This is a genomic window from Muriicola sp. (assembly GCF_041567615.1).
GTDB lineage: Bacteria > Bacteroidota > Bacteroidia > Flavobacteriales > Flavobacteriaceae > Muriicola.
This window is the reverse complement of the sequence record NZ_JBFGBM010000006.1, coordinates 1-20,457: the sequence shown is the minus strand read 5'-3', so window position 1 is coordinate 20,457 and position 20,457 is coordinate 1. Positions and strand designations below refer to the sequence as shown.

Annotated in this window: 22 protein-coding genes; 12 read left to right on the top strand and 10 right to left on the bottom strand. The window is 49.8% G+C overall.

From position 1 onward, the window contains the following. Positions 1-5: 5 nt before the first annotated feature. Both ABYP73_RS00980 and ABYP73_RS00975 read left to right on the top strand, forming a co-directional pair. Positions 6-758: an SDR family NAD(P)-dependent oxidoreductase gene (locus ABYP73_RS00980; protein WP_372944390.1), complete on the top strand. Its 753-nt coding sequence runs from the start codon at positions 6-8 to the stop codon at positions 756-758. Continuing rightward, entirely contained in the window at positions 755-1,891 is a 1,137-nt protein-coding gene (locus ABYP73_RS00975) for an ATP-binding protein (RefSeq protein ID WP_372944389.1), read from the top strand. Before ABYP73_RS00980 ends, ABYP73_RS00975 begins: the two co-directional genes overlap by 4 nt. On the opposite strand, the gene ABYP73_RS00970 is transcribed toward ABYP73_RS00975, so the two are convergent. Together ABYP73_RS00970 and ABYP73_RS00965 are read right to left on the bottom strand one after the other, a co-directional pair. Beyond that, on the bottom strand, positions 1,888-3,828 hold the full coding sequence (locus ABYP73_RS00970; RefSeq protein ID WP_372973192.1) for an alpha-amylase family glycosyl hydrolase: 1,941 nt from the start codon (positions 3,826-3,828) through the stop codon (positions 1,888-1,890). The two genes, ABYP73_RS00975 and ABYP73_RS00970, sit on opposite strands and share 4 nt — an antisense overlap. Then, entirely contained in the window at positions 3,825-4,781 is a 957-nt protein-coding gene (locus ABYP73_RS00965) for a carbohydrate kinase (RefSeq protein WP_372973191.1), read from the bottom strand. Before ABYP73_RS00965 ends, ABYP73_RS00970 begins: the two co-directional genes overlap by 4 nt. 156 nt (positions 4,782-4,937) lie before the next feature. Here ABYP73_RS00965 and ABYP73_RS00960 point away from each other — a divergent pair, with 156 nt between their 5' ends. Together ABYP73_RS00960 and ABYP73_RS00955 are read left to right on the top strand one after the other, a co-directional pair. Next, the gene (locus tag ABYP73_RS00960) at positions 4,938-5,663 is read left to right on the top strand and encodes a metallophosphoesterase family protein (RefSeq protein ID WP_372944386.1); all 726 of its coding nucleotides are present in this window, start codon (positions 4,938-4,940) and stop codon (positions 5,661-5,663) included. Between the two features lie 64 nt (positions 5,664-5,727). Continuing rightward, positions 5,728-6,717, top strand: a complete 990-nt coding sequence (locus ABYP73_RS00955; RefSeq protein WP_372944385.1) for an acyl-ACP desaturase — start codon at positions 5,728-5,730, stop codon at positions 6,715-6,717. A 28-nt stretch (positions 6,718-6,745) separates the two neighbouring features. Here ABYP73_RS00955 and ABYP73_RS00950 read toward each other — a convergent pair whose 3' ends face one another. From ABYP73_RS00950 to ABYP73_RS00925, 6 genes are all read right to left on the bottom strand, one after another. After that, positions 6,746-7,270, bottom strand: a complete 525-nt coding sequence (locus tag ABYP73_RS00950; protein WP_372944384.1) for a hypothetical protein — start codon at positions 7,268-7,270, stop codon at positions 6,746-6,748. A 267-nt stretch (positions 7,271-7,537) separates the two neighbouring features. Further along, a complete protein-coding gene (locus ABYP73_RS00945; RefSeq protein WP_372973190.1) occupies positions 7,538-9,091 on the bottom strand; it encodes an aldehyde dehydrogenase family protein in 1,554 nt (517 codons plus the stop codon). Positions 9,092-9,193: 102 nt separating this feature from the next. Beyond that, entirely contained in the window at positions 9,194-9,553 is a 360-nt protein-coding gene (locus ABYP73_RS00940) for a DUF1304 domain-containing protein (RefSeq protein ID WP_372944382.1), read from the bottom strand. A gap of 9 nt (positions 9,554-9,562) precedes the next feature. After that, a complete protein-coding gene (locus ABYP73_RS00935) occupies positions 9,563-10,108 on the bottom strand; it encodes a 3-hydroxyanthranilate 3,4-dioxygenase (protein WP_372944381.1) in 546 nt (181 codons plus the stop codon). A gap of 76 nt (positions 10,109-10,184) precedes the next feature. Beyond that, a complete protein-coding gene (locus tag ABYP73_RS00930) occupies positions 10,185-10,661 on the bottom strand; it encodes a CAP domain-containing protein (protein ID WP_372944380.1) in 477 nt (158 codons plus the stop codon). A gap of 189 nt (positions 10,662-10,850) precedes the next feature. Further along, a complete protein-coding gene (locus ABYP73_RS00925; protein WP_372944379.1) occupies positions 10,851-11,360 on the bottom strand; it encodes a CvpA family protein in 510 nt (169 codons plus the stop codon). 90 nt (positions 11,361-11,450) lie between these two features. Between ABYP73_RS00925 and ABYP73_RS00920 the strand changes: the two genes are divergently transcribed. The 3 genes from ABYP73_RS00920 to ABYP73_RS00910 all read left to right on the top strand — a co-directional run bounded on the left by ABYP73_RS00920 (position 11,451) and on the right by ABYP73_RS00910 (position 13,876). Then, entirely contained in the window at positions 11,451-11,807 is a 357-nt protein-coding gene (locus tag ABYP73_RS00920; RefSeq protein ID WP_372944395.1) for a hypothetical protein, read from the top strand. Continuing rightward, a complete protein-coding gene (locus tag ABYP73_RS00915; protein WP_372973189.1) occupies positions 11,804-12,124 on the top strand; it encodes an antibiotic biosynthesis monooxygenase in 321 nt (106 codons plus the stop codon). Before ABYP73_RS00920 ends, ABYP73_RS00915 begins: the two co-directional genes overlap by 4 nt. Positions 12,125-12,205: 81 nt before the next feature. Then, complete coding sequence (locus tag ABYP73_RS00910; RefSeq protein WP_372944377.1) at positions 12,206-13,876, top strand: glycerol-3-phosphate dehydrogenase/oxidase; 1,671 nt, start codon at positions 12,206-12,208, stop codon at positions 13,874-13,876. 7 nt (positions 13,877-13,883) lie between these two features. Here the strand turns inward: ABYP73_RS00910 and ABYP73_RS00905 are convergent, their stop codons facing one another. Further along, on the bottom strand, positions 13,884-14,885 hold the full coding sequence (locus ABYP73_RS00905) for an NAD(P)H-dependent glycerol-3-phosphate dehydrogenase (RefSeq protein WP_372944376.1): 1,002 nt from the start codon (positions 14,883-14,885) through the stop codon (positions 13,884-13,886). 127 nt (positions 14,886-15,012) lie between these two features. Here ABYP73_RS00905 and ABYP73_RS00900 point away from each other — a divergent pair, with 127 nt between their 5' ends. The 3 genes from ABYP73_RS00900 (at position 15,013) to ABYP73_RS00890 (ending at position 18,663) form a co-directional block, all read left to right on the top strand. Continuing rightward, positions 15,013-15,951, top strand: coding sequence for a nicotinic acid mononucleotide adenyltransferase (locus ABYP73_RS00900; protein WP_372973188.1), 939 nt, complete (start codon positions 15,013-15,015; stop codon positions 15,949-15,951). 128 nt (positions 15,952-16,079) lie between these two features. Beyond that, on the top strand, positions 16,080-17,051 hold the full coding sequence (locus tag ABYP73_RS00895) for a phytanoyl-CoA dioxygenase family protein (protein WP_372973187.1): 972 nt from the start codon (positions 16,080-16,082) through the stop codon (positions 17,049-17,051). An 82-nt stretch (positions 17,052-17,133) separates the two neighbouring features. Then, positions 17,134-18,663 carry a SulP family inorganic anion transporter gene (locus tag ABYP73_RS00890; protein WP_372944373.1) on the top strand — a complete coding sequence of 510 codons (1,530 nt, stop codon included), beginning with the start codon at positions 17,134-17,136 and terminating at the stop codon, positions 18,661-18,663. Positions 18,664-18,673: 10 nt separating this feature from the next. On the opposite strand, the gene ABYP73_RS00885 is transcribed toward ABYP73_RS00890, so the two are convergent. Further along, on the bottom strand, positions 18,674-19,279 hold the full coding sequence (locus ABYP73_RS00885; protein ID WP_372944372.1) for a TetR/AcrR family transcriptional regulator: 606 nt from the start codon (positions 19,277-19,279) through the stop codon (positions 18,674-18,676). A 71-nt stretch (positions 19,280-19,350) separates the two neighbouring features. Between ABYP73_RS00885 and ABYP73_RS00880 the strand changes: the two genes are divergently transcribed. Continuing rightward, the gene (locus ABYP73_RS00880; RefSeq protein WP_372973186.1) at positions 19,351-19,782 is read left to right on the top strand and encodes a cupin domain-containing protein; all 432 of its coding nucleotides are present in this window, start codon (positions 19,351-19,353) and stop codon (positions 19,780-19,782) included. Between the two features lie 21 nt (positions 19,783-19,803). After that, positions 19,804-20,340 (top strand): quercetin 2,3-dioxygenase, encoded by a 537-nt coding sequence (locus ABYP73_RS00875; RefSeq protein WP_372973185.1) that lies wholly within the window; start codon positions 19,804-19,806, stop codon positions 20,338-20,340. Positions 20,341-20,457: the final 117 nt, after the last annotated feature.

Here is a 20,457-nt window from a genome sequence, read left to right as displayed (position 1 = left end):
AGCATATGAAAACGGCATTTATAACCGGAGCCACCAGTGGGATAGGGAAAGCCACTGCGGAACTTTTTGCTTCCCATGAGATGAGGCTTGTATTGTGTGGCAGGAGGCAGGCCCAACTCCATGCCCTCAAAGAGGACTTAGGGGCCAAAACAAACGTACATACCCTGAATTTCGACGTGCGGGATAAAGAGGCAGTGCAGACTGCCATTGAATCTCTTCCTGAAGACTTCGCAGACATAGAAATCCTGGTAAACAACGCAGGAAATGCACATGGGCTGGAACCTATACAAAAAGGGGATCTGACCGACTGGGATGCGATGATCGATATCAACGTGAAGGGACTGCTCTATGTCTCCCGGGCTGTTTTGCCGGGGATGATCGAACGCAAAAACGGGCACATCATCAATATCGGATCGACAGCCGGAAAGGAAGTATATCCCAACGGGAACGTGTATTGCGCAAGCAAACACGCCGTGGATGCCATCAACCAGGGGATGCGGCTCGACCTGAATGAATACGGGATCCGGGTTGGGGCTGTCAATCCGGGCCTTGTGGAGACCGAATTCAGCGAAGTACGTTTCAAAGGCGACCTCGAAAGGGCCAAGAAGGTCTATCAGGGATATCAGCCCTTAACCCCTGAAGATATCGCAGACATCATCTACTTTGTCGTTACCCGCCCTTACCATGTGAACATCGCAGATCTGGTGGTCATGCCTACCGCCCAGGCGAGCAGTACTCTTGTGAAGAAAAAACCATGATCAATAAACGCCTTCTGGTCAAGAACCTGCTGGCCCATAACGATGAGAATAGTTTCTACGACAAAAAGCGATTCATCGATATTGGGCAGCGGGAGGGGAAGGCCAAATTCCTCAAACACGTCTGTGCCATGGCCAACAGCAACCCCAGGAATAATTCTTATATCGTCATAGGGGTTGAGGACGAGGATAACAAGATTGTCGGGGTCGATTTCTTTGACGACAGCAAGATACAGAACCTGGTGAACGCCTATCTGGACAACCCTCCCCTGATCTCCTATGAGAATATCCCTTTTCCTCACCTGCCGGAGGGAAAGGTAGTGGGCCTGGTGACCATCAAATCTAACGGGAAGGTCTGTGCCCTGAGAAAGAATATCTGGAAGTATTACGGGGGTGCGGTTTTTTTCCGGGAGGGGAGCATCAGTATGCCCAAGGCTTTCGATATCGAACTGAAGGATATCAACTCAGACCTGGTCTCCACCATCGAACAACACGCCCGGAACAACATAGAACTCACCCTGGACGGGGTGATCGACTTTATCAACCACCGCCACAAGGACCTCAGCAGCAGCTATAAGGTCTTTAAGGAACAATTCGTGATCTGCTGGGCCGGGAACAAGAAGGTAGTAAAGGACCAGACCTATTATTCCCGTGTAGATATCGAACTGATCAATGAACAGGTAAAACTATTCTACTCGGCCCTGGATGAGATCTCGATCGTGATCACGGAAGACACCTTCGCCATCACCGAATATGTGCATTTAGGTCTTGGAAGGGAGAAACACTATTACCCTCTGGAGGAGGTTGGGATCACCTTTAATGACAACGGAACCTATCAGATCCAGAGTGAACTGCTCTTTGAGCCTCCCCGCTACGACCGGAAGACGCTTTACCATATTTTCAATACCAACAATATCCTGCTGCAAAAACTGCAGAAGAACCTAAGGCTTACCAAGGCCGATAACGAAGATCTTAAACTGGCACCTGCGACCTATCTCCTCTGCTATCTCAATGGTTTTGAAGAGGCAAGGGAGCAAATGGACACTATGAAAGACCTGGTAAAAAGCAAGGACAGGGCCACGTATAACAACTTTAAAGAATCCCAGAGGATCCTCAGGAAGGTGAGGTACAGTTAGGGTTTAATGAGCCAGAGCAGTTCATAGGGCCCGAGCTCAACGAGTCCGCTTGTGAGTTTCCATTCTTCCCCCTTCAGCAGATCCTTCACCCTACCGTCTTTCAAGTATCCCAGGTCGTCAAGGAGGCGTATGTCTAAAATCCGCGGATGCTCGTCGAAGTTGGCGATGACCAGGATCCCTTTGCGGCCTTTTCCGGTCCGTTCAAAAACAAACAAATGGGGATTTTCGGGATCATGGATCTCCAGGTTGTTATGGTCTGCAAGAACCGGCGTTTTCTTTCGCTGGGCGATCATTTTTTTCAGGCCCTCAAAAATCCGGGAGGAAGGTTTTTCCCGATCGTTCAGTTGGGAAACGACATCCCAGTTGTGCCTGGGGCGGTTTACCCACCGGCTGTCATTCCTCTTGTGTGCATCCTCCAGATAGGAGTAGTCATTAAGTGTTCCGAGTTCATCCCCCGCATAAATGAATGGGATGCCTCCAATGGAGAGGATGATGCCGTGCAACATCATGATCTTGGCAAGGGAAGTTTCCACGGCTGCAGCATCGCCATTTCGCGTCGCTTTTTCCAGGCCGAGGAGTGAGGCACAGCTTCCTGTGATCCGACTGTCACCGGTTGCGTGATTTTCCATGAATTTGTATCCCACGGCCGGGCTCCATTTTAGTCCCTGACAGTAATAATCGATGAGGAACTTGCGGTGCATCCAGGGGTCCAGGCCGAGTTGGGCTATGTAGCCGTCATCGAGCCCCAGCCCGATATCATCATGGCAGCGCAGGTAGTTGATCCAGGTGCAGGAATCGGGTTTTTGAGGGACGTTCTTCAGTGATTTTTGCAGGAGGAGGGTCTTTTTTGTTGCGATGGAATTCCAGAGCAGGGACATGAGGGAGGCGTTATAGGCAATATCACATTCATTCCCTTGGAGTTTCCCTTCGCCAAAGTATTTGACGATGTCGTGGGGAGATACAATCGCTTCGGCCAGGAATATGACGCCCGGGGCCACGACTTGCAGGCACATTCGAAACAGCGCTATAAGTTTGTGTGCTTCCGGCAGGTTTTGTGAGATGGTGCCGATCTCCTTCCACAGGAAAGCCAGGGCATCGAAACGAACGATGTCTACTCCGCTGTTCACCATATTGACGAGGTTGGCCAGCATTTCAGAAAATACCTTGGGGTTGGTGTAGTTGAGGTCCCACTGGTAGGAATTGAATACAGTCATCACCCACTTTGAAATTTCCGGCCTGTAAGTGAAATTCCCCGGGGAGGTGGCAGGAAATACCTCAGGCAGGCTGGCCTCAAAAGCATCGGGGACAGTCCTGTCCGGGAACGTATAGTAGTAATCCTGGTACTTTTGCTCCCCCTTGAGCGCTTTTTTAGCCCATGGATATTCATCCGAGGTGTGATTTACCACAAAGTCGAGCATCAGGAACATCCCGTTCTCTCTTAATTCGGCCGTGAGATCGAGCAGTGATTTCCTGTTGCCAAATCTGGGGTCTACTGCCGTGTAGCTGTTGACGGCATATCCCCCGTCATTCTCTCCCTTAGGTCTTGTGGTGACGGGCATCAGGTGGAGCAGGCTCACCCCCAATTCCTTAAAATACGGGATCTTTTCCCGGATCCCCTTCAGGTTGCCGTTGAACAGATCCACATAGAGTTGCATCCCTGTGAGCTTGTGCGACTGGTACCAGTTCTCTTCCTTCAGTAAATTCAGGTCCCGGATCTTCAGTTCCTCTGGCCGTTTCCGGAAAAGGCTTTTCAGCAGACCGGGAAGTTTTTTTAAATGGGATTCGTGTTCCGGGTCGGGATAAAGGGTATTAAATAGGTCTGTGATCAGTGGCAGATTGGTGTGCAGCCGTTGCTCAAAGAGGGCTTGGGGATCGGCTTTCTCCAAATCCTTTAACTCTTTCGAGGCCAGCTTTTTGTGAAGCGAAGCCTGGTTCATGGGGAACTGTTAAGTTGATCTTTGTCCGGCAGGGAATCGATAGCCCCGTAGCCCGTGGTGGTGATAGCGCCAGCCTTGTTGGCAACCCCAACCATCTTAATGAGCAATTCATCATTCTCTAGGAGTTGGGAATGAGAGGTGAGTTCGCTGATCTGTTCCAGCAGGCAACCTATGAAAGCATCCCCTGCACCGGTGGTGTCTACCGGGTTGACCGGAATACTGGGTATGGTACGCTGGGTGTTTTTCGTACTGATCCAGGTTCCTTCAGACCCCATGGTGATTGCGACAATAGCCGTTCCCATTTTATGTAGGGCCATACTCGCTTCCTCCAGGCCGGATTTTCCGGACAGCATTCTGGCTTCTTCCAGGCTGAATTTGCACAGGTGGGATTTCTCTATGTAGGGCATGCACTTTTTAATAAAGGTATCTTCGTTCTCCTTCCACAGGTCGGCCCGAAAATTGGGGTCGAAGCTGATAAAGGCATTCTCGGTGATGGCATCGAAAAGGTAATGTCCATAGGCCTTTTCCAGAGGCCCGCCAAGCAGTGCTGTGGCAGCTCCTAGGTGAACCATCTGGTCGCGGAATTCGTTCCTGATGGAAGAATCATAGGTGAGTTCACGGTCTGCTCCCCTTGAAAAGACAAAATCACGCTCCCCGTCCTCGGCCAGGGAAACAAAGGCAAGGGTAGTAAAAATATCGGACCGTTGCACCAGGGAAAGATCTACGTAACAGGCTTCTAAGGTGTTCAGCAAATAGCTCCCAAAGGGGTCTTCCCCCACACAACCTATAAAGGCGCTTTTGCCCCCGAGTTTCGAAATGGCACAAGCCACATTGGCCGGTGCTCCACCTGCCTTCTTTGTAAAATGAACGGCCCTGGTAAGGTCGGCCCCCTGATTTTCAGCAACGAAATCGATCAGCAACTCCCCAATACAAAAAACCTTTTTCGATGGCATGTGCGGTACCTGTCTTAGATTAAGAGGATCAAGTATAGGAAATTATGGGCGGATATTAAACTTGGAATTGGAGAATTCATACTCGTTTCAGGTCTTTATGACAAAATATTTTATCAGGCTTATGGGTAGAGAAGGAGAAATTTCGAATTTTGTACCATGAGAACATTGGTTGTAGGGGATATACACGCTGGAGTGAAAGCACTTCAGCAGGTATTGGAAAAAGCAGGAGTAAAACAGGACGACCTGCTTATTTTTTTAGGGGATTACGTCGATGGCTGGAGTGAGGCTGTCGAGACCGTAGCCTACCTGATAGAGCTTCAGGAAAAGCATGCCTGTGTTTTTCTCAGGGGTAACCACGACGACCTCTGTTATCGATGGCTCGAAACCGGGGAGCACAATCCTCTGTGGCTTGCAAATGGCGGACAGGCGACAATTGATTCCTATGAAAAGGCAGGAAAGGAGATCAAAGAGGCTCACATCCCTTTTTACAAAGCCTTACGCAATTACCATCTGGATGAGAAGAACCGCCTTTACCTGCACGCGGGATTCACCAACTTGAAAGGAGTGGATCACGAATACTTTTCCAAGACCTTTTATTGGGACAGGACCCTGTGGGAACTCGCCTTGTCCCTGGATCCTTCCATTCCGAGGGACAGCATTTACTACCCCAAGCGGCTACTCCATTATTCGGAGATCTTTATCGGTCATACACCATTGAGCAAGATCGGTAAGTCCGTTCCCTACCGGGCTGCCAATGTGTGGAATATAGATACGGCAGCTGCTTACAAAGGCCCCCTTACCGTCCTGGATGCTGATACAAAAGAATTCTGGCAGAGCGACCCGGTCTGTTCTTTCTACCCCGGGGAAAATGGACGTAACTAAATTTTGGTATTTCTTTAGCACTATATCCTTGTTTTAATATCGTTCTTTGTATAAAATGCAAAGGATGAAGAATATCAGATTGGAAGTAATGGAGGCTATCGAACCAATGATCGATACCTACATGGATGAGTTTCTCATTCCACCCGATGAGATATGGCAACCGTCAGATTTTTTGCCGGATTCGCAGTCGGAAGGCTTTTTCGACGCTGTTGAGGAGCTCAGGGGCGAGGCTCAGGAACTGGGATATGATTTCTGGGTAACCCTTGTGGCGGATACCATTACGGAGGAGGCATTGCCTACTTACGAATCCTGGCTGATGGACGTGGAAGGGATTAACCAGCAGGAAGGCAAAAACAATGGATGGTCCCGATGGGTTCGAGCATGGACAGCGGAAGAAAACAGACACGGAGACGTACTTAATAAATACCTTTATCTTTCAGGAAGGGTGAATATGCGGGAGGTAGAGATCTCCACACAACACTTAATCTCAGACGGGTTCGATATCGGTACTGACCGGGATCCCTATAAGAATTTCGTCTATACCACCTTTCAGGAATTAGCCACCAATATCTCCCATAAACGCGTAGGTAAACTGGCCAGGAAAAAGGGGAATATCCTTCTGGGGAAGATGTGCGGGATCATTGCAGGTGACGAGATGAGGCATCATTTGGCCTATCGTGAATTTGTGAAGACTATCCTGGGACATGACCCTGACGGAATGGTGATCGCCTTTGCGGAGATGATGAAGAAAAAGATTGTCATGCCTGCACACTTCTTGAGGGAATCAGGAGGCAAAATAGGGGAGGCCTTTGAAAATTTTTCAAATTGTGCCCAGAGACTGGGGGTTTACACTGCTATGGATTATATAGACATCCTTAAAAAACTGAACAATTACTGGCAGATCGATTCCCTGAGGAGTCTTAGTGATGAAGCGGAAAAGGCAAGGGACTACCTGATGAAGTTGCCGGACAGGCTCGAGCGTATCGCCACGCGGATGAGATTCCCGGAAGATCAATATCGTTTCAGTTGGGTACAGGCAAATGGGGTCCTCTGAATTGAGACAACAGGACCTCAGAGCAGCTCTATAACTTACCGTGTTTGTGTTCGTCCTGCCATCTGGCCAGTTCCTTCCATTTACCCTCAGCCGCCATTCTGGCTTGCATCGGCCAAGAGGCGGGGTCGTGAACCCTGAATCGGTCACCTCCGGAATCGAGGACCTCCTGGCATTTGGCTACAGAGGTTTCAGCCAGGTTCCTCCAGGTTTTGATCTCGTAGTTGTGGAACAAGCTCCGAATCTTGGGTCCTATCCCTTCAACTAAGGTCAGGTCGTTCAGTTTTACGGCCTTGCCCATGATCTTGCGCGCTTCAGCTGCGTCAAATCCCTGGTAGTCATCGTGGTTCAGGGATGAGCCTGCATCAAGTTTGTGCCGGCACTTCTCGAGATCAGCCCTTGCTTTTTCATTTTCCTGTTTCAGCTGTTTTATCTCAGCCTTATAGTCGACTACAGGATCTGCCCCTCTTCCAATAAGGTAACCAAAAAAGCCGCAGATAAGGCCAACGCCCAAGGGAATCAGCCAGCACCAGATATTCATATATTCTAACTCCATAGGATGTAATGTTGTTTTAAGGGATTTAACGAAGCGATAACAAAGCAGCCATCAGGATCTCGCAACGGAAGAGCCTTTTCAGGAGCACTGGCCGCAATACATGATAAAGAAGTAGATGCCGGCGAGGAGGGTTATGATAAACCCCAGGATGTTTGTGGTTTTCCTGGACATACTTGTTATGGTTAGTTAAATCTCATTACAAGATATTAAAAAAAGCCGTACCTGAAACTCAGATACGGCCTGTGCAACCTATTCTTCGATAAACGTTTACAGATCGAATTTGATCCCCTGAGCGAGGGGCAGTTCTGTGGTGTAATTGATGGTATTGGTCTGCCTCCTCATATAGATCTTCCAGGCATCCGAGCCGGACTCCCTTCCTCCTCCGGTTTCTTTTTCCCCACCGAAAGCGCCTCCGATCTCGGCTCCTGAGGTTCCGATATTGACATTCGCTATGCCGCAGTCGCTTCCCGCGGCTGAAAGGAATTTTTCTGCCTCCCTCAGATCCCTGGTCATGATGGCCGAAGACAGCCCCTGTACCACTCCGTTCTGCAGGGCAATGGCATTTTCAACTTCCCCGGAATAGGGAATCAGGTAGAGGATAGGGGCAAAGGTCTCGTGCTGTACGATGTCAAAGGTGTTTTTCGCTTCTGCGATCGCAGGCTTTACATAACAGCCGCTCTCATAGCCCTCTCCCTTGAGTACACCGCCTTCTACCAGGATCTTGCCTCCCTGGGCAACGACTTGTTCCAGGGCGCTCTCGTACATTTTTACGGCATCCTTGTCGATAAGCGGACCTACATGGTTGGATTCATCCAGAGGATTACCGATTTGTAGCTGGTCATAAGCCGCCACGAGGGCTTGCTTGACTTTTTCATAGACAGACTCGTGTACGATCAGCCTCCGGGTTGAGGTACAGCGCTGGCCAGCAGTACCCACGGCTCCAAACACGGCTCCGATCACGGTCATTTTTATATCTGCATTCGGAGTGACGATAATGGCGTTGTTCCCGCCGAGCTCCAGCAGGGATTTACCCAGCCTGCCTGCCACGGCCTGGGCCACGATCTTTCCCATACGGATAGAACCGGTGGCAGAGACCAGGGGGATGCGCTTGTCATGGGTCATGAATTCCCCGACTCTGTAATCCCCGTTGATCAGGCAGGAGATCCCTTCAGGCAAATCATTTTCCTTGAGTACGTCGGCGATAATGTGCTGGCATGCGATGCCGCACAAAGGAGTCTTTTCAGAAGGTTTCCAGACGCAGACATCACCACAAACCCAGGCCAGTGCGGTATTCCAGGCCCAAACGGCCACCGGAAAATTAAAGGCGGAGATGATCCCCACCACGCCAAGGGGGTGGTATTGCTCATACATCCTGTGGCCGGGCCTTTCGGAATGCATGGTGAGGCCGTGTAACTGGCGGGAAAGCCCCACGGCAAAATCACAGATATCGATCATTTCCTGAACCTCCCCGAGGCCCTCCTGATAGGACTTTCCCATCTCATAGGAAACGAGTTTTCCCAGGGGTTCTTTTAACTCCCTCAGGCGCTGTCCGAACTGGCGGACGATCTCTCCCCTTTGGGGAGCAGGTTTCAAACGCCAGGTTTTGAAAGCCTCGGCAGCTTTCGCCATGACTTCTTCGTAGTCTTCTCGCGTGGTCGACTTCACCCTGGCGATCAGGGTCCCGTCTGCCGGGGAATAAGAATCGATCACCTCCCCTGAAGAAAAGAATTTAGTGCCTGTGGAGGTACCTTCGTTGACCTCTTTGATTTGCAGTGCCTTCAGGGTGTCTTGTATTCCGGAATCAACTGTTGCCGTTGCCATATATTTCATTTTTAATTTGTATAGATCGTTATCGTGCAAAGCTACGAATAATTACCATCTCAGCGTGCTACCGGGGATACAGTTCAGGCCTTCCGGCTTCCATCAGAGATGGAGGAGGACCAGGGCGATCAGGGCTGGCAGACCCTGGACGAAAAAGATCTTTCGGGATGCGGTGACCGCCCCGAATATACCTGCAATGAGGACGCAGGTGAGAAAGAAGATAGCGATGTAGATCTTCCAGGGATGATCATCGATAAACAGGGTCCAGATCAGGCCAGCCGCCAGGAAGCCATTGTACAGCCCCTGGTTGGCTGCGAGGACCTTTGTGGGCTCAAACAGTTCCCGTGGAAATCCTCGGAAGACTTTTGGCCCCTTGCTCGTCCATGCAAACATTTCGAGCCACAGGAAGTAGAGGTGCATCACTGCGATGAGTCCGATCAGGATTTCTGTGGCCATTCTCATGATTCGGAGTTATTTTTTATCGTTTCCGACAAACCTCGGATCGGTCTCCATCACATGCCCGCATTGAGAACAGGTGCGGAGTTCTTCAGATCCGTAGAAACGTTCAAAGTGTTTGAAAAAATCCTTCTCGATGTCTTCCAGCGGAAAGTAAGCCTCGTAGAGCTTGTGGTTACAGTTGTCACAGAACCATAGCAGGCCGTCTTTATGCCCGATATCTGCCCTTTTCCGCTCGATGACCAGCCCGATGGAACCCTTGTGCCTTACAGGGGAATGAGGTACTCCGGCGGGATGCAGGTACATGTCTCCCGGTCCGAGTTTCATGGTTTTCTTTTTGCCGTCTTCCTGGATATGGACCTCAATAGTACCTTCCAGCTGGTAGAAAAGTTCTTCGGTCTCGTTGTAGTGATAATCCTTTCTCGCATTAGGGCCTGCAACCACCATCACGATATAATCTCCGGCGTCCTTGTAAAGATTTTTATTGCCTACAGGAGGTCTCAGGGTATCTCGGTTTTCCTCTATCCACCGAGTGAGGTTAAAAGGGGGGGTTATAGCCATCGTACAGGTGTGGTTTTTACTTCAGCGTGGAGCTGCATTCCCCCAAAAATAACAAAAAGAAGGGTCAAAAACGGGATTACTTATAGAAGATCTGAGTGTAGAAGAGCGTACCGTCCGAACCCTTTTTAACGCTGATGGCGGTAAAGGTGTAATCGGCCTCCATGGTGGTTCTGTGATTGGAACTTTGCAACCACCCCTGCAATGCCTCGACTGCGCTGGGATAATCCATGGCTACATTCTCTGCGATCTCCTTGGCATTGGTCTCTGCGGCTATCTTGGAAGCCCTGGCACTGAAATTGTCGTGACTGATGGTCCCCTTGGAGACCATGTAGTCTGTGTGCTGGTTCGCATAGTCGTAGGCCAAAGCGCTGAATTCAAGAGGTTGTGCTCCCATTGATTCCCTGTGTTCATTGACGATATGAAGCAATTCCTGTTCAACTTCCACAGCGTTCAAAGCTACCGGAATAACAGGATCGTCAAGGTTTTCCTTGGAACAGGATACCCCAACGCACAGGACTATCGCCCAGAAAAAAACAGGCAAACTTCTTCTCATATAGTGTTCCTCGCAAGCAGGTAGGGAAGAAGATGGGGACTTTTCTCTTTCGCAAAAGAAGAGAGTAAGTATACTAAAAAGGATCCAAGGATGGGTTTATTCGTCCAAAAATTTCGACGAAATGCACAAAACAACTTTCTGGGCTCTCCTTAAACAGGCGGGTTGACCACCTCTGCAGAAACGATCTCCTTAATGCTCCTGTTCCGGTGTATCCGGATCTTTTTTGATCACAGCACTGAAGACCAAATCGCCGAGATTTCTGATGGGTTCGTAAAGGACAGATTCCCCTTTTACATCCTCGTCGATAAACCCTAAGTTCTTGTTCACACTTTCCAGAAAGATCAGAAGGGCCCCGAGGATGATGCCCACTTTCAATAAGCCGAAGACGCCTCCAGCGATCTTATTGAGAAGACCCAGCAAGGCCAGTTCGGCGATCTTGGTCAGGAGTCGGGCCGCCAGGATCACCACGGTCACAATGATAAAGAAGGTGATGATAAATGAGATCAGGCTCATGATCCGTTCATTCCAGTTAAAATGAGCAGCCAGGTAATCCCCCACGATATAAGAAAAATGGATGGCCCCGTAGAGCCCGGCGACCAGGGCGAGGATAGAGGCGATCTCTACTACCAGGCCGTTTTTAACCCCTTTGAACAGGCCGTAAAGCAACAACAGGCCCAGTACGATGTCTACGAAATTCACAGTTGGGTGGTTTACACAAATATAGAACATTGATTCGTACCTTTGATTCTTGAAAAAATCAGCAATACCAGTCTTAAAAAAAGTGAGATCATGGCCAGGGACGAAGAGCTAAAGAGACGATGGGACCTGTTGGTGGAAAAGCTGTCTTCACAGTTCTCGGATGGTGACCCCCTTGAACTGGATGGCATCATCTACCTGATCGGGGTGCAGGAACTCGGGCAGTATCACCGCACCTTCAAAAAGGACGAAAAGATCAACCTCATGCACATCGCCATCTGTCGGTTGCTGGAACCTTACGGGTATTACGAATTCGAATATTTCGACGAGGAAGGATGGCCTCATTACAAAGTGAAGGAGGCCCTGCCTCCCCTGAAACCCGGAGAACAATCCGTGCTGATGAAAGAGGCCATCGTCACCTATTTTCTCGAAAAGGACTATATGACATGAAAAGCTTCACGCCCTACTACGCAGTGATCTTTACCACGCTCAGGACCGAGGGAGATGGCGGATATACCGAGATGGCCGGGCAAATGGACGCCCTGGCCAGGGTACAGCCTGGATTCCTGGGCTTTGAGACGGCCAGAGATGAGGTGGGGATCAGTGTGAGCTACTGGGAGAGCCTGGAGGATATAGCCCGATGGAAAGAAAATGCCCGGCACCTGGAGGCACAGCGAATGGGCAGGGAGAAGTGGTACGAGCATTATACCCTGAGGATCTGCAAGGTGGAAAGGGAGTATTCCTTTGACAAACCCCCTGAGGAATAACAATACCTTAAACTGCAGGATTTTGTCCTCCGGATCCCTACCCTTACCTTAGGGAAGTCTGATCAAAAACGTTTTTTCCATATGACTCGAACGCCCTCTTTTTCCAACCTCGACCGAGAGAAGACCATGGCGGAGATCACCTCTTCGGCATTCGACCTGATCGTTATCGGGGGAGGGATCACCGGGGGTGGGATCGCCCTTGACGCGGCTTCGCGCGGCCTTAAGACCCTCCTTTTGGAGAAGGGGGATTTTGCCTCCGGAACCAGCAGCAAATCCACCAAACTCATTCACGGCGGACTTCGCTACCTCAAGCAATTCGATTTCTGGCTGGTCAAGGAGGTGGGTTCAGAAAGGGCCATTGTCCACAACCTGGCACCGCATCTGGTACTGCCCGAAAAAATGTTGCTTCCGCTTATAGAAGGTGGGTCCTATGGGAAATGGCTGACCTCTGTGGGATTGAAGGTATACGACATCCTGGCCCAGGTCGGAGGGGATGACAAGAGGAAGATGCTGGAAAAAAAAGAGGCGATGGCCCTGGAACCCCTCCTGCCTAAAAAGAAAGTCAAAGGGGCAGGGTATTACGCCGAATACCGCACGGATGACGCCAGACTTACCCTGGAGAATATTAAGACCAGCCTGGAATACGGTGCCAGGGCCCTCAATTATACAGAGGTGACAGATTTTCTGTACGAAGATGAAACGGTCAGTGGGGTGATTTTCAGGGATGTGATCTCAGGCGAATCATATGCTGTCAGCGCAAAGCACGTGATCAACGCAGCCGGACCCTGGGTAGATGAACTCCGCGGGATCAACCACAGCAAAAAAGGGAAACGCCTCCACCTTACCAAAGGGGTCCACCTGGTCTTTCCCCATAAGAAACTGCCGGTGAAACAGTCCGTGTATTTTGATGTGCCCGATGGCCGTATGATTTTCGCCATCCCCAGAGGAAAGGTCACCTACGTGGGGACTACGGACACCAACTACAACTCGGACAAGGACAAAGTTGAGACCGACCTGGCGGATGCGATCTACCTCATCGCAGCCGTGAACAATATGTTCCCTTCTATAGAACTGGAGATGGAAGACATTGAATCTTCCTGGGCAGGCCTTCGCCCCCTGATCCACGAAGAAGGGAAATCGGCTTCGGAACTCTCCCGGAAGGACGAGATCTTTACCTCAGACAGCGGCCTGATCAGCATTGCCGGAGGGAAACTGACCGGCTACCGCAAAATGGCGGAACGGGTGGTGAACAGGATCAGCAGGGAACTCGAGGAGGAAGAGGGGAGGAAACTAAAGGAATGCACCACGGACACCATCCCTCTTTGCGGCAACGGCTTTAAGAACTACAAGGAGGTAAAAAAATATATGGACAAGATCCATGACCGATTAAAACCTGAAGGCTTTTCAAAATACGACGCCTGGTACCTCGTCACCAATTACGGGAAACAAACTGAGGACGTCCTGGAACGCTTCGGGAAGAGGAAGGAGAAAAAGAAAGCTGAACGTATGATCCTTTCGGAACTGGAATTTACCGTGGCCCACGAGATGGTGCAGTCGCCACTCGACTTCTTTGTCAGGCGTACAGGGCGACTATATTTTGACATCCACAGTGTGAGGGAGCATATGGATGCTGTTATTGCGGAATTGAGCAAGATCTTTAAGGCCGATAAAAAGACCTCCTCAACCTGGAAGGAAGAACTGGAAACCGAGCTGGTCACCCATTCGCGATTCGCGCTGGAGATGGATAAATAATCACGCTTTAATCCATTCGGTCTGCCAGGGCTTTGAAATTCTTCCTGGCGCTTTCCTTTTCGTAAAGGATGCGATAGACCGTGTCAATAATGGGAGTACGCACCTTGCTTTTAAAGGCATTCTTCTGCTCGTAGGCACTTTTAGTGGCGTAATACCCTTCGGCCACCATGTTCATTTCCATCATAGCGCTTTTCACGGTGTATCCTTTCCCTATCATATTTCCAAACATTCGATTCCGGCTGAAGGTGGAATACCCCGTAACCAGGAGGTCGCCCAGGTAGGCAGAATTGTTGATGTTCCTCTTCATCTTGTGTACCCTCTTGATATACCTTTTCATCTCCCGTATGGCGTTGCTCATCAGGACGCTCTGGAAATTATCACCGTATCCCAGTCCGTGTGCGATCCCCGCCGCCAGGGCGTAGATGTTCTTCAGCATGGCTGCGTACTCCGTGCCGATGATGTCATCGGAGATCTTGGTTTTGATCGATTCACTCTTTAAAACGGAAGCGACCAGTTTGGCCTTGTCTTTATCCGCACAGGCAATGGTTAAATAGGAAAGGCGATCCAGGGCCACTTCCTCTGCATGGCAGGGCCCGGTGATCACCCCTATGTTCTTAAAGGGGATATCGTATTTATCGTGGAAATGCTCCCCCACGATCTTCCCGGTCTCAGGTACGATCCCCTTGATAGCGCTAAAGATGATCTTGTCCTTCAGAGGGATACTCAGCTTTTGCAATTCACTTTCCAGGAAAGCTGAGGGGATGGCGAAAATCAGAACGTCTGCTGTTTTTACAGCAACATCGATCTGGTCTGTGAGGTTGAGTTGGGATACCCTGAATTCTACCGAAGTGAGGTAATTCGGGTTGTGCCTGTTGGTCTTGATAAATTCGATGGCCTCAGAATTCCTCATGTACCAGGTTACCTTGCTGAGATTCTTGGTCAGCATTTTCACCAGGGCCGTGGCCCAGCTTCCTCCTCCCAAGACGGCAAACCGCATTTGTTTTTTCATACTCCCTCCTTTTGAGGGATAAAAGTAATTAAAAACAAACAGTCTGTAAAGACTTGTATATCAGCTATATAAAACAAATGGCATGATGCTTGTTCATTCATTGTTGAGAATCAAAATACCGAGTATCATGAGAAACTTTACTCTTTTTAGTTTGGCAACCCTGGGCATGTTGATGCTGAGCAGCTGTTACACAGAGGTGATCGTTGAGGACGTTATAGTGGATGAAGTGCCAGTACAGACCTGGCAGCAACTACAGACTTACGATCTGTGGTATGTGGATATTGAATCTACCCAGGGCCCTGGAGAAGTACCCTTTATGCAGAGGGCCTTTACCCTTTCTTTCGTGAACGGGCTGCTGTACGCCAACAATAACCTGTCAGGGATCGGTAAAACGGGTAACGGCCTTGGGATACGGGTAGGATATTACGATGCCGGCGGGAGTATTTTGAAAATAGACCACGATGTTGATGGTATCTGGACCTTTGAAGTATACAGCGTCAATGGCGGGACCCTGGAATTGTACAACAGGCGGTCCAATACTTCCTATTTTCTGGACGGCTACCAGCGATCAGGTTTTGATTACGACCGTTTGTTCTATGAAAATATAGAACTCCTCCTTCAGGAATACGAGGTTTGGGAGAAGACCTATGCAAGCGAAGCAGGGTACCTCAATGAGTTCGACGAGGAGAATTTCCTCCAATTTTATCAGGGCGGAACGGGCACAAGATTCAGGTCGTCAGTAGATCCCACGGGGACCCCATTACCCAACATCGTCTGGGATTATGAAGGGTTTTACGAGATCTATAATGTACAAAACGATGAAACGCTCAAAACTTTAACACTGGACTACACCTTTATGGGCAATGATTATTTTGAGTTGTACGTTATTGATGACAGGACCATAGAACTGTATCATCCTGACAGTGGCACGGTCTACGAGTTCACCGGAAGAGGGTACATTCAGTATCTCAAGTCCGGAAAAAATCCTGAGACGAGGAAACGTCAGAAAAGTGATCATCCTACCATGGATGTTAAAAGGCAAAGGAAGCCCTTCACTAAGGGATAGATAAAAAAGCATAATTTTTTTGGTTGGTTATTTGGTTAGAAGCCGTCCTGTCCTCTCCGGGCAGGGCGGTTTTATCTTTCCACGGCTTTTTTATGTACCTTAAGGGGGCAATTCTTCAAGGTGATATCATGGATTCCAGATACGAGATCAAAACGGGGAATACAGGTCATAAGGATATTCCGGGTAACCCCTCCACGGCAACGAGCAGCAACAAGAAATTAAATGACCGCTCAGGGGGAGAACCCCTGAAGGTAATGAGTGAAGAAGATTGGCAATTCTGGGTTCATAACGGCTATGTTGTGATCAAAAATGCCGTGCCCAGGTCCCAGGCTGAGGAGACCGCCCGCTTCCTCTGGGAATTCGATGAAAAGGACCCGGACGATCCGGAGACCTGGCACATCCCACCCAGGGCAGAGATGAAGATGAAGGAACTGGCAGGTACCGGGATGGTGGAGGTTTACAACCACCAGCTCTTATGGAACAACCGGCAAACCCTGAAAGTTTACGAGGCTTTTGTCGATATCTGGGGTACTGAGAAATTGTGGGTGACCATAGACCGGGCCAACCTCAATTTCCCACAACGGCCGGGATTTGAGCAGAAGGGCTTTATCCACTGGGATTACGATCCCGAGACCAAACCCCAGAATGTGCAGGGCGTCCTCGCTCTGGCAGACCAGACGGATGAGAACATGGGAGGCTTCCAGTGCATCCCCTGGCTTTTCAGGAACTACGACAAATGGAAGAAGGAACAGCCGAAAGACCGGGACCGATTCCAGCCTGATATCACCGGGCTTGAAGACAAGATCGTCAAGGTAAAACTGGAAGCCGGGGACCTGCTGATCTTTAACAGTTTGCAGCCACACGGGATCAGGCCCAACCGATCTAAGGATAAGGTCAGGATCGCCCAGTATATCTCCATGATGCCCGCAGAGCCGGAGAACGAGGCCCTGGTCAAATGGCGGATCCATTCCTGGAAAAACCGGGTTGCACCAGATGGTTATGCCTTTCCGGGGGACCCTCGCAACTGGGAACAGGAGAAATACGAAACTGCTAAATTATCCCGTCTTGGGGAACGATTACTGGGGCTTACCCCCTGGTAAAATGAGATATTCTCAAATCCCCGGATAGAATCGGCTACCTTATAAAATAATGGTACTTTTGACCCCTTTAAAACTAAAGGGTTTGAAGAAGTACCTCCATCTGTTCGATTTTTCCCAGAAAGTAAACTACCGCACTGAGATCCTTTCGGGATTGACCGTTGCCCTGGCACTGGTTCCCGAAGCCATCGCCTTTGCACTGATCGCTGGCCTTTCTCCCCTCACGGGACTCTACGCGGCTTTTGTCATGGGACTCGTCACGTCTATCCTGGGAGGCAGGCCGGGCATGATCTCCGGGGCAACAGGAGCCGTGGCAGTGGTGATCGTTACACTGGCCAGGGATTACGGCGTCGAATACGTCTTCGCAGCGGTGATTCTCGCAGGAGTATTGCAGGTGATCGCCGGAATGTTGAGACTTGGCAAACTCATGCGCCTCGTTCCTCACCCCGTGATCTTCGGCTTTGTGAACGGCCTGGCCATCATTATTTTTATGTCACAGCTAGACCAGTTCAAGAATACGGACGGGACCTGGCTGGGAGGACAGACCTTATGGATATTCTCAGGGCTGGTTCTGCTTACCATGCTGGTGATCTGGGGCCTGCCCAGGATCAGCAGGGCCGTGCCGGCATCCCTGGTAGCCATCCTGCTGGTATTCGGCCTGGTCCTCGGACTGGGTATCGATACGAGAACCATTGGCGATATCGCGTCCATAAAAGGAGGTTTCCCGCCTTTCCATCTGCCGGCTGTTCCCATGACCCTGGAAACCCTTCAGATCATTTTTCCCTATGCGGCCATTGTAGCCGGAGTGGGATTGATAGAATCCTTGCTTACCCTGAATATCGTAGATGAGATTACAGAGACCCGTGGGCGGGGCAATAAGGAAGCAGTGGCACAGGGTACGGCGAATATCCTGTCGGGCATGTTCTCCGGGATGGGAGGATGCGCGATGATCGGGCAGAGCCTGATCAACACCTCCAATGGTGCCCGGGCAAGACTTTCCGGGATCGTAGCCTCGCTCATGCTCCTGGTCTTTGTCATCTTTGGAGCCGATCTGATCGAAAGGGTACCCATGGCTGCCCTGACCGGGCTCATGATCATGGTGGCCCTTGGCACCTTTGAATGGGCCAGCCTGCGTACTTTTAGGAGGATGCCCAAAAGCGACGTTCTGGTGATGGTTCTTGTCACTCTGGTTACCGTATTCCTGCACAATCTAGCCCTGGCCGTGCTGGTTGGCGTCATCATCGCTGCCCTGGTCTTTGCATGGGACAACGCCAAACGCATCCGGGCACGTAAGCACATAGACGAATCGGGGGTGAAGCACTACGAGATCTACGGCCCTCTCTTTTTTGGGTCGGTGACCCTTTTCAATGAGAAATTCGACGTACTGAATGACCCCGAAGAGGTCATCATCGATTTCAGGGAAAGCAGGGTGGTCGACATGTCGGCCATCGAGGCCCTCAACAAGATCACGGAACGCTATCAAAAAGTGGGAAAGAGAGTCCACTTGAGGCATCTCAGCAGGGACTGCAGGCAATTATTACAGAATGCAGATGATATCATCGAGGTCAATGTCCTTGAGGATCCTACCTACAAGGTAGTAGTAGACAAATTATAAGAGTTTCGAGTCAAATTTCTGAAGCTGGTTTTAACGCGTGGGCGAGAATAACGTCCAGAGCCCATTGCAGAGTCTCTTTTGACTTCTTCTTACTGAGTCCGCAAACATCCCTTGTGGCGACCAGGGCTTCTATACCCATCAGTACAGTAGCAGTATTGACAACTTTTTCAGCAAGATCATCATCTACTTTTGCTTTGAGGTTTTCCATTACAAGATGCAGCGTTTTAACACGTCTTGCTCCCCGTTTAGCGTTGCTTTGGTCTTGACTTAATACGGCGCCGAGATATTTTCTGAACGCTTCTTCGTGATCAAAGGCCAAATTGTTGAAATATTCCTGAATCTTCAGGATTTGGATGTGTGGCTCATAAGTGGATACCTTTTCATAGAGTTCTTCGGGAACCGCCGTATTGATATCCAATCCTGCTTCTTTTACAAGGACATCTATACTGGTAAAATAACGATAGACTGTAGCCCTGGACAGGCCGGTTTCCCGTATCACATCTTCCATCGAAATTTCATTTCCCGACCTGAGCAAATGCTGAGTCTGTACGAGGATGTGCTTTCTCGTGGCCATTTTTTGACGGGTACGTCCCTCAGACAGGTATTCATCATTCATGAGACAAATGTCTTATAAAATTTGTAAAGTTCCAACAGAATTCTTTTATTTGTGAGACAAAAGTCTCATAAATGAACCAATCAGAATTGTTTTGGGTGCTCGGGCACGAGATACGACCCCAGGATATTACGGGGGATTATGACCTTATCTCGGGTACCACCCCGGCCCAAACCCAGGGGCCGCCCCCTCATACTCATCAGCGCTACCATGAGGTGTTTATTGTAACGGAAGGAGAAATGGAATTCGTCATTGATGGAAGACCAACTACAGCCAGGAAAGGCGATGTGATCAACCTGCCGCCCGATACGATCCATACGTTCGCCAATAAGACGCATCAACCCTGTCAATGGATCAATATCCACAGTCCGAAAGGCTTCCTTCAATTTTTCCGTGAATTTGGTATCTCCTCAGCCGAGAACAATGCGCAGATGAGATCGGTATCTCCAGAACTCATTCAAGGGGTCATGAAAAATGCAAAAAAGTATGATATGCACATTCAATAATAAAGACCAAAACCAATACATATGAACAGAAAATCGTTCTTTACCAACCTTGGGGCCCTGGGGATCACGCTGGTTTCCACACCGGCGATTGCTTTCAGGGCCTCTAAAGAATTTGTGAATTCCCTAACTCCAAAGATCGTTAGGAGGGATGAAGGGAAAACCATCAACGTGATCGGGGACATGCAGACCCTCAAACTTACGGGCAAGGATACCAACGGGCTGTTTACCCTCATAGAGGAACACAACGATCCCGGGGTGGGCATTCCTCCCCATATCCACGAGAATGAGGATGAGATCTTCAAGGTACTCGAAGGGGAAATGGAATTGACGGTTGGAGGGGAGACTACCGTGCTCAAAGCCGGTGACCTCGCTTTCGGTCCCAGGGGAGTTCCTCACTCCTGGCGCATTGTAGGAGATAAAAAGGCAAAAGTGATCCTCAGTGTCTTTCCTTCGGGTATCGAGGACATGTTTGAAGAATTGGCCCAACTGCCGCCCGGCCCGCCCGACTTTCCAAAAGTGGCGGAGATCTGTGGGCGTTACGGTGTGAATTTCGTCTGAACCGTTACCTATAGTGGGCTCACATCCTGGCTATGAACCTTCCTTTGAGGGCGATAGTTTAAAGACAAGGGCCTGCCAGGGTTCCAGGGAGAACACCTTGTCTTTATAGTATACCTG

Bases quoted from the DNA above. Each gene is read 5' to 3' on its own strand.
- ABYP73_RS00910 (WP_372944377.1), top strand. From the start codon at position 12,206: ATGACTCGAACGCCCTCTTTTTCCAACCTCGACCGAGAGAAGACCATG.
- ABYP73_RS00880 (WP_372973186.1), top strand. From the start codon at position 19,351: ATGAACCAATCAGAATTGTTTTGGGTGCTCGGGCACGAGATACGACCC.
- ABYP73_RS00885 (WP_372944372.1), bottom strand. From the start codon at position 19,279: ATGAATGATGAATACCTGTCTGAGGGACGTACCCGTCAAAAAATGGCC.
- ABYP73_RS00935 (WP_372944381.1), bottom strand. From the start codon at position 10,108: ATGGCTATAACCCCCCCTTTTAACCTCACTCGGTGGATAGAGGAAAAC.
- ABYP73_RS00960 (WP_372944386.1), top strand. From the start codon at position 4,938: ATGAGAACATTGGTTGTAGGGGATATACACGCTGGAGTGAAAGCACTT.
- ABYP73_RS00905 (WP_372944376.1), bottom strand. From the start codon at position 14,885: ATGAAAAAACAAATGCGGTTTGCCGTCTTGGGAGGAGGAAGCTGGGCC.
- ABYP73_RS00950 (WP_372944384.1), bottom strand. From the start codon at position 7,270: ATGGAGTTAGAATATATGAATATCTGGTGCTGGCTGATTCCCTTGGGC.
- ABYP73_RS00940 (WP_372944382.1), bottom strand. From the start codon at position 9,553: ATGAGAATGGCCACAGAAATCCTGATCGGACTCATCGCAGTGATGCAC.
- ABYP73_RS00965 (WP_372973191.1), bottom strand. From the start codon at position 4,781: ATGCCATCGAAAAAGGTTTTTTGTATTGGGGAGTTGCTGATCGATTTC.
- ABYP73_RS00945 (WP_372973190.1), bottom strand. From the start codon at position 9,091: ATGGCAACGGCAACAGTTGATTCCGGAATACAAGACACCCTGAAGGCA.
- ABYP73_RS00970 (WP_372973192.1), bottom strand. From the start codon at position 3,828: ATGAACCAGGCTTCGCTTCACAAAAAGCTGGCCTCGAAAGAGTTAAAG.
- ABYP73_RS00930 (WP_372944380.1), bottom strand. From the start codon at position 10,661: ATGAGAAGAAGTTTGCCTGTTTTTTTCTGGGCGATAGTCCTGTGCGTT.
- ABYP73_RS00875 (WP_372973185.1), top strand. From the start codon at position 19,804: ATGAACAGAAAATCGTTCTTTACCAACCTTGGGGCCCTGGGGATCACG.
- ABYP73_RS00915 (WP_372973189.1), top strand. From the start codon at position 11,804: ATGAAAAGCTTCACGCCCTACTACGCAGTGATCTTTACCACGCTCAGG.
- ABYP73_RS00980 (WP_372944390.1), top strand. From the start codon at position 6: ATGAAAACGGCATTTATAACCGGAGCCACCAGTGGGATAGGGAAAGCC.
- ABYP73_RS00955 (WP_372944385.1), top strand. From the start codon at position 5,728: ATGAAGAATATCAGATTGGAAGTAATGGAGGCTATCGAACCAATGATC.
- ABYP73_RS00895 (WP_372973187.1), top strand. From the start codon at position 16,080: ATGGATTCCAGATACGAGATCAAAACGGGGAATACAGGTCATAAGGAT.
- ABYP73_RS00900 (WP_372973188.1), top strand. From the start codon at position 15,013: ATGAGAAACTTTACTCTTTTTAGTTTGGCAACCCTGGGCATGTTGATG.
- ABYP73_RS00975 (WP_372944389.1), top strand. From the start codon at position 755: ATGATCAATAAACGCCTTCTGGTCAAGAACCTGCTGGCCCATAACGAT.
- ABYP73_RS00920 (WP_372944395.1), top strand. From the start codon at position 11,451: ATGGCCAGGGACGAAGAGCTAAAGAGACGATGGGACCTGTTGGTGGAA.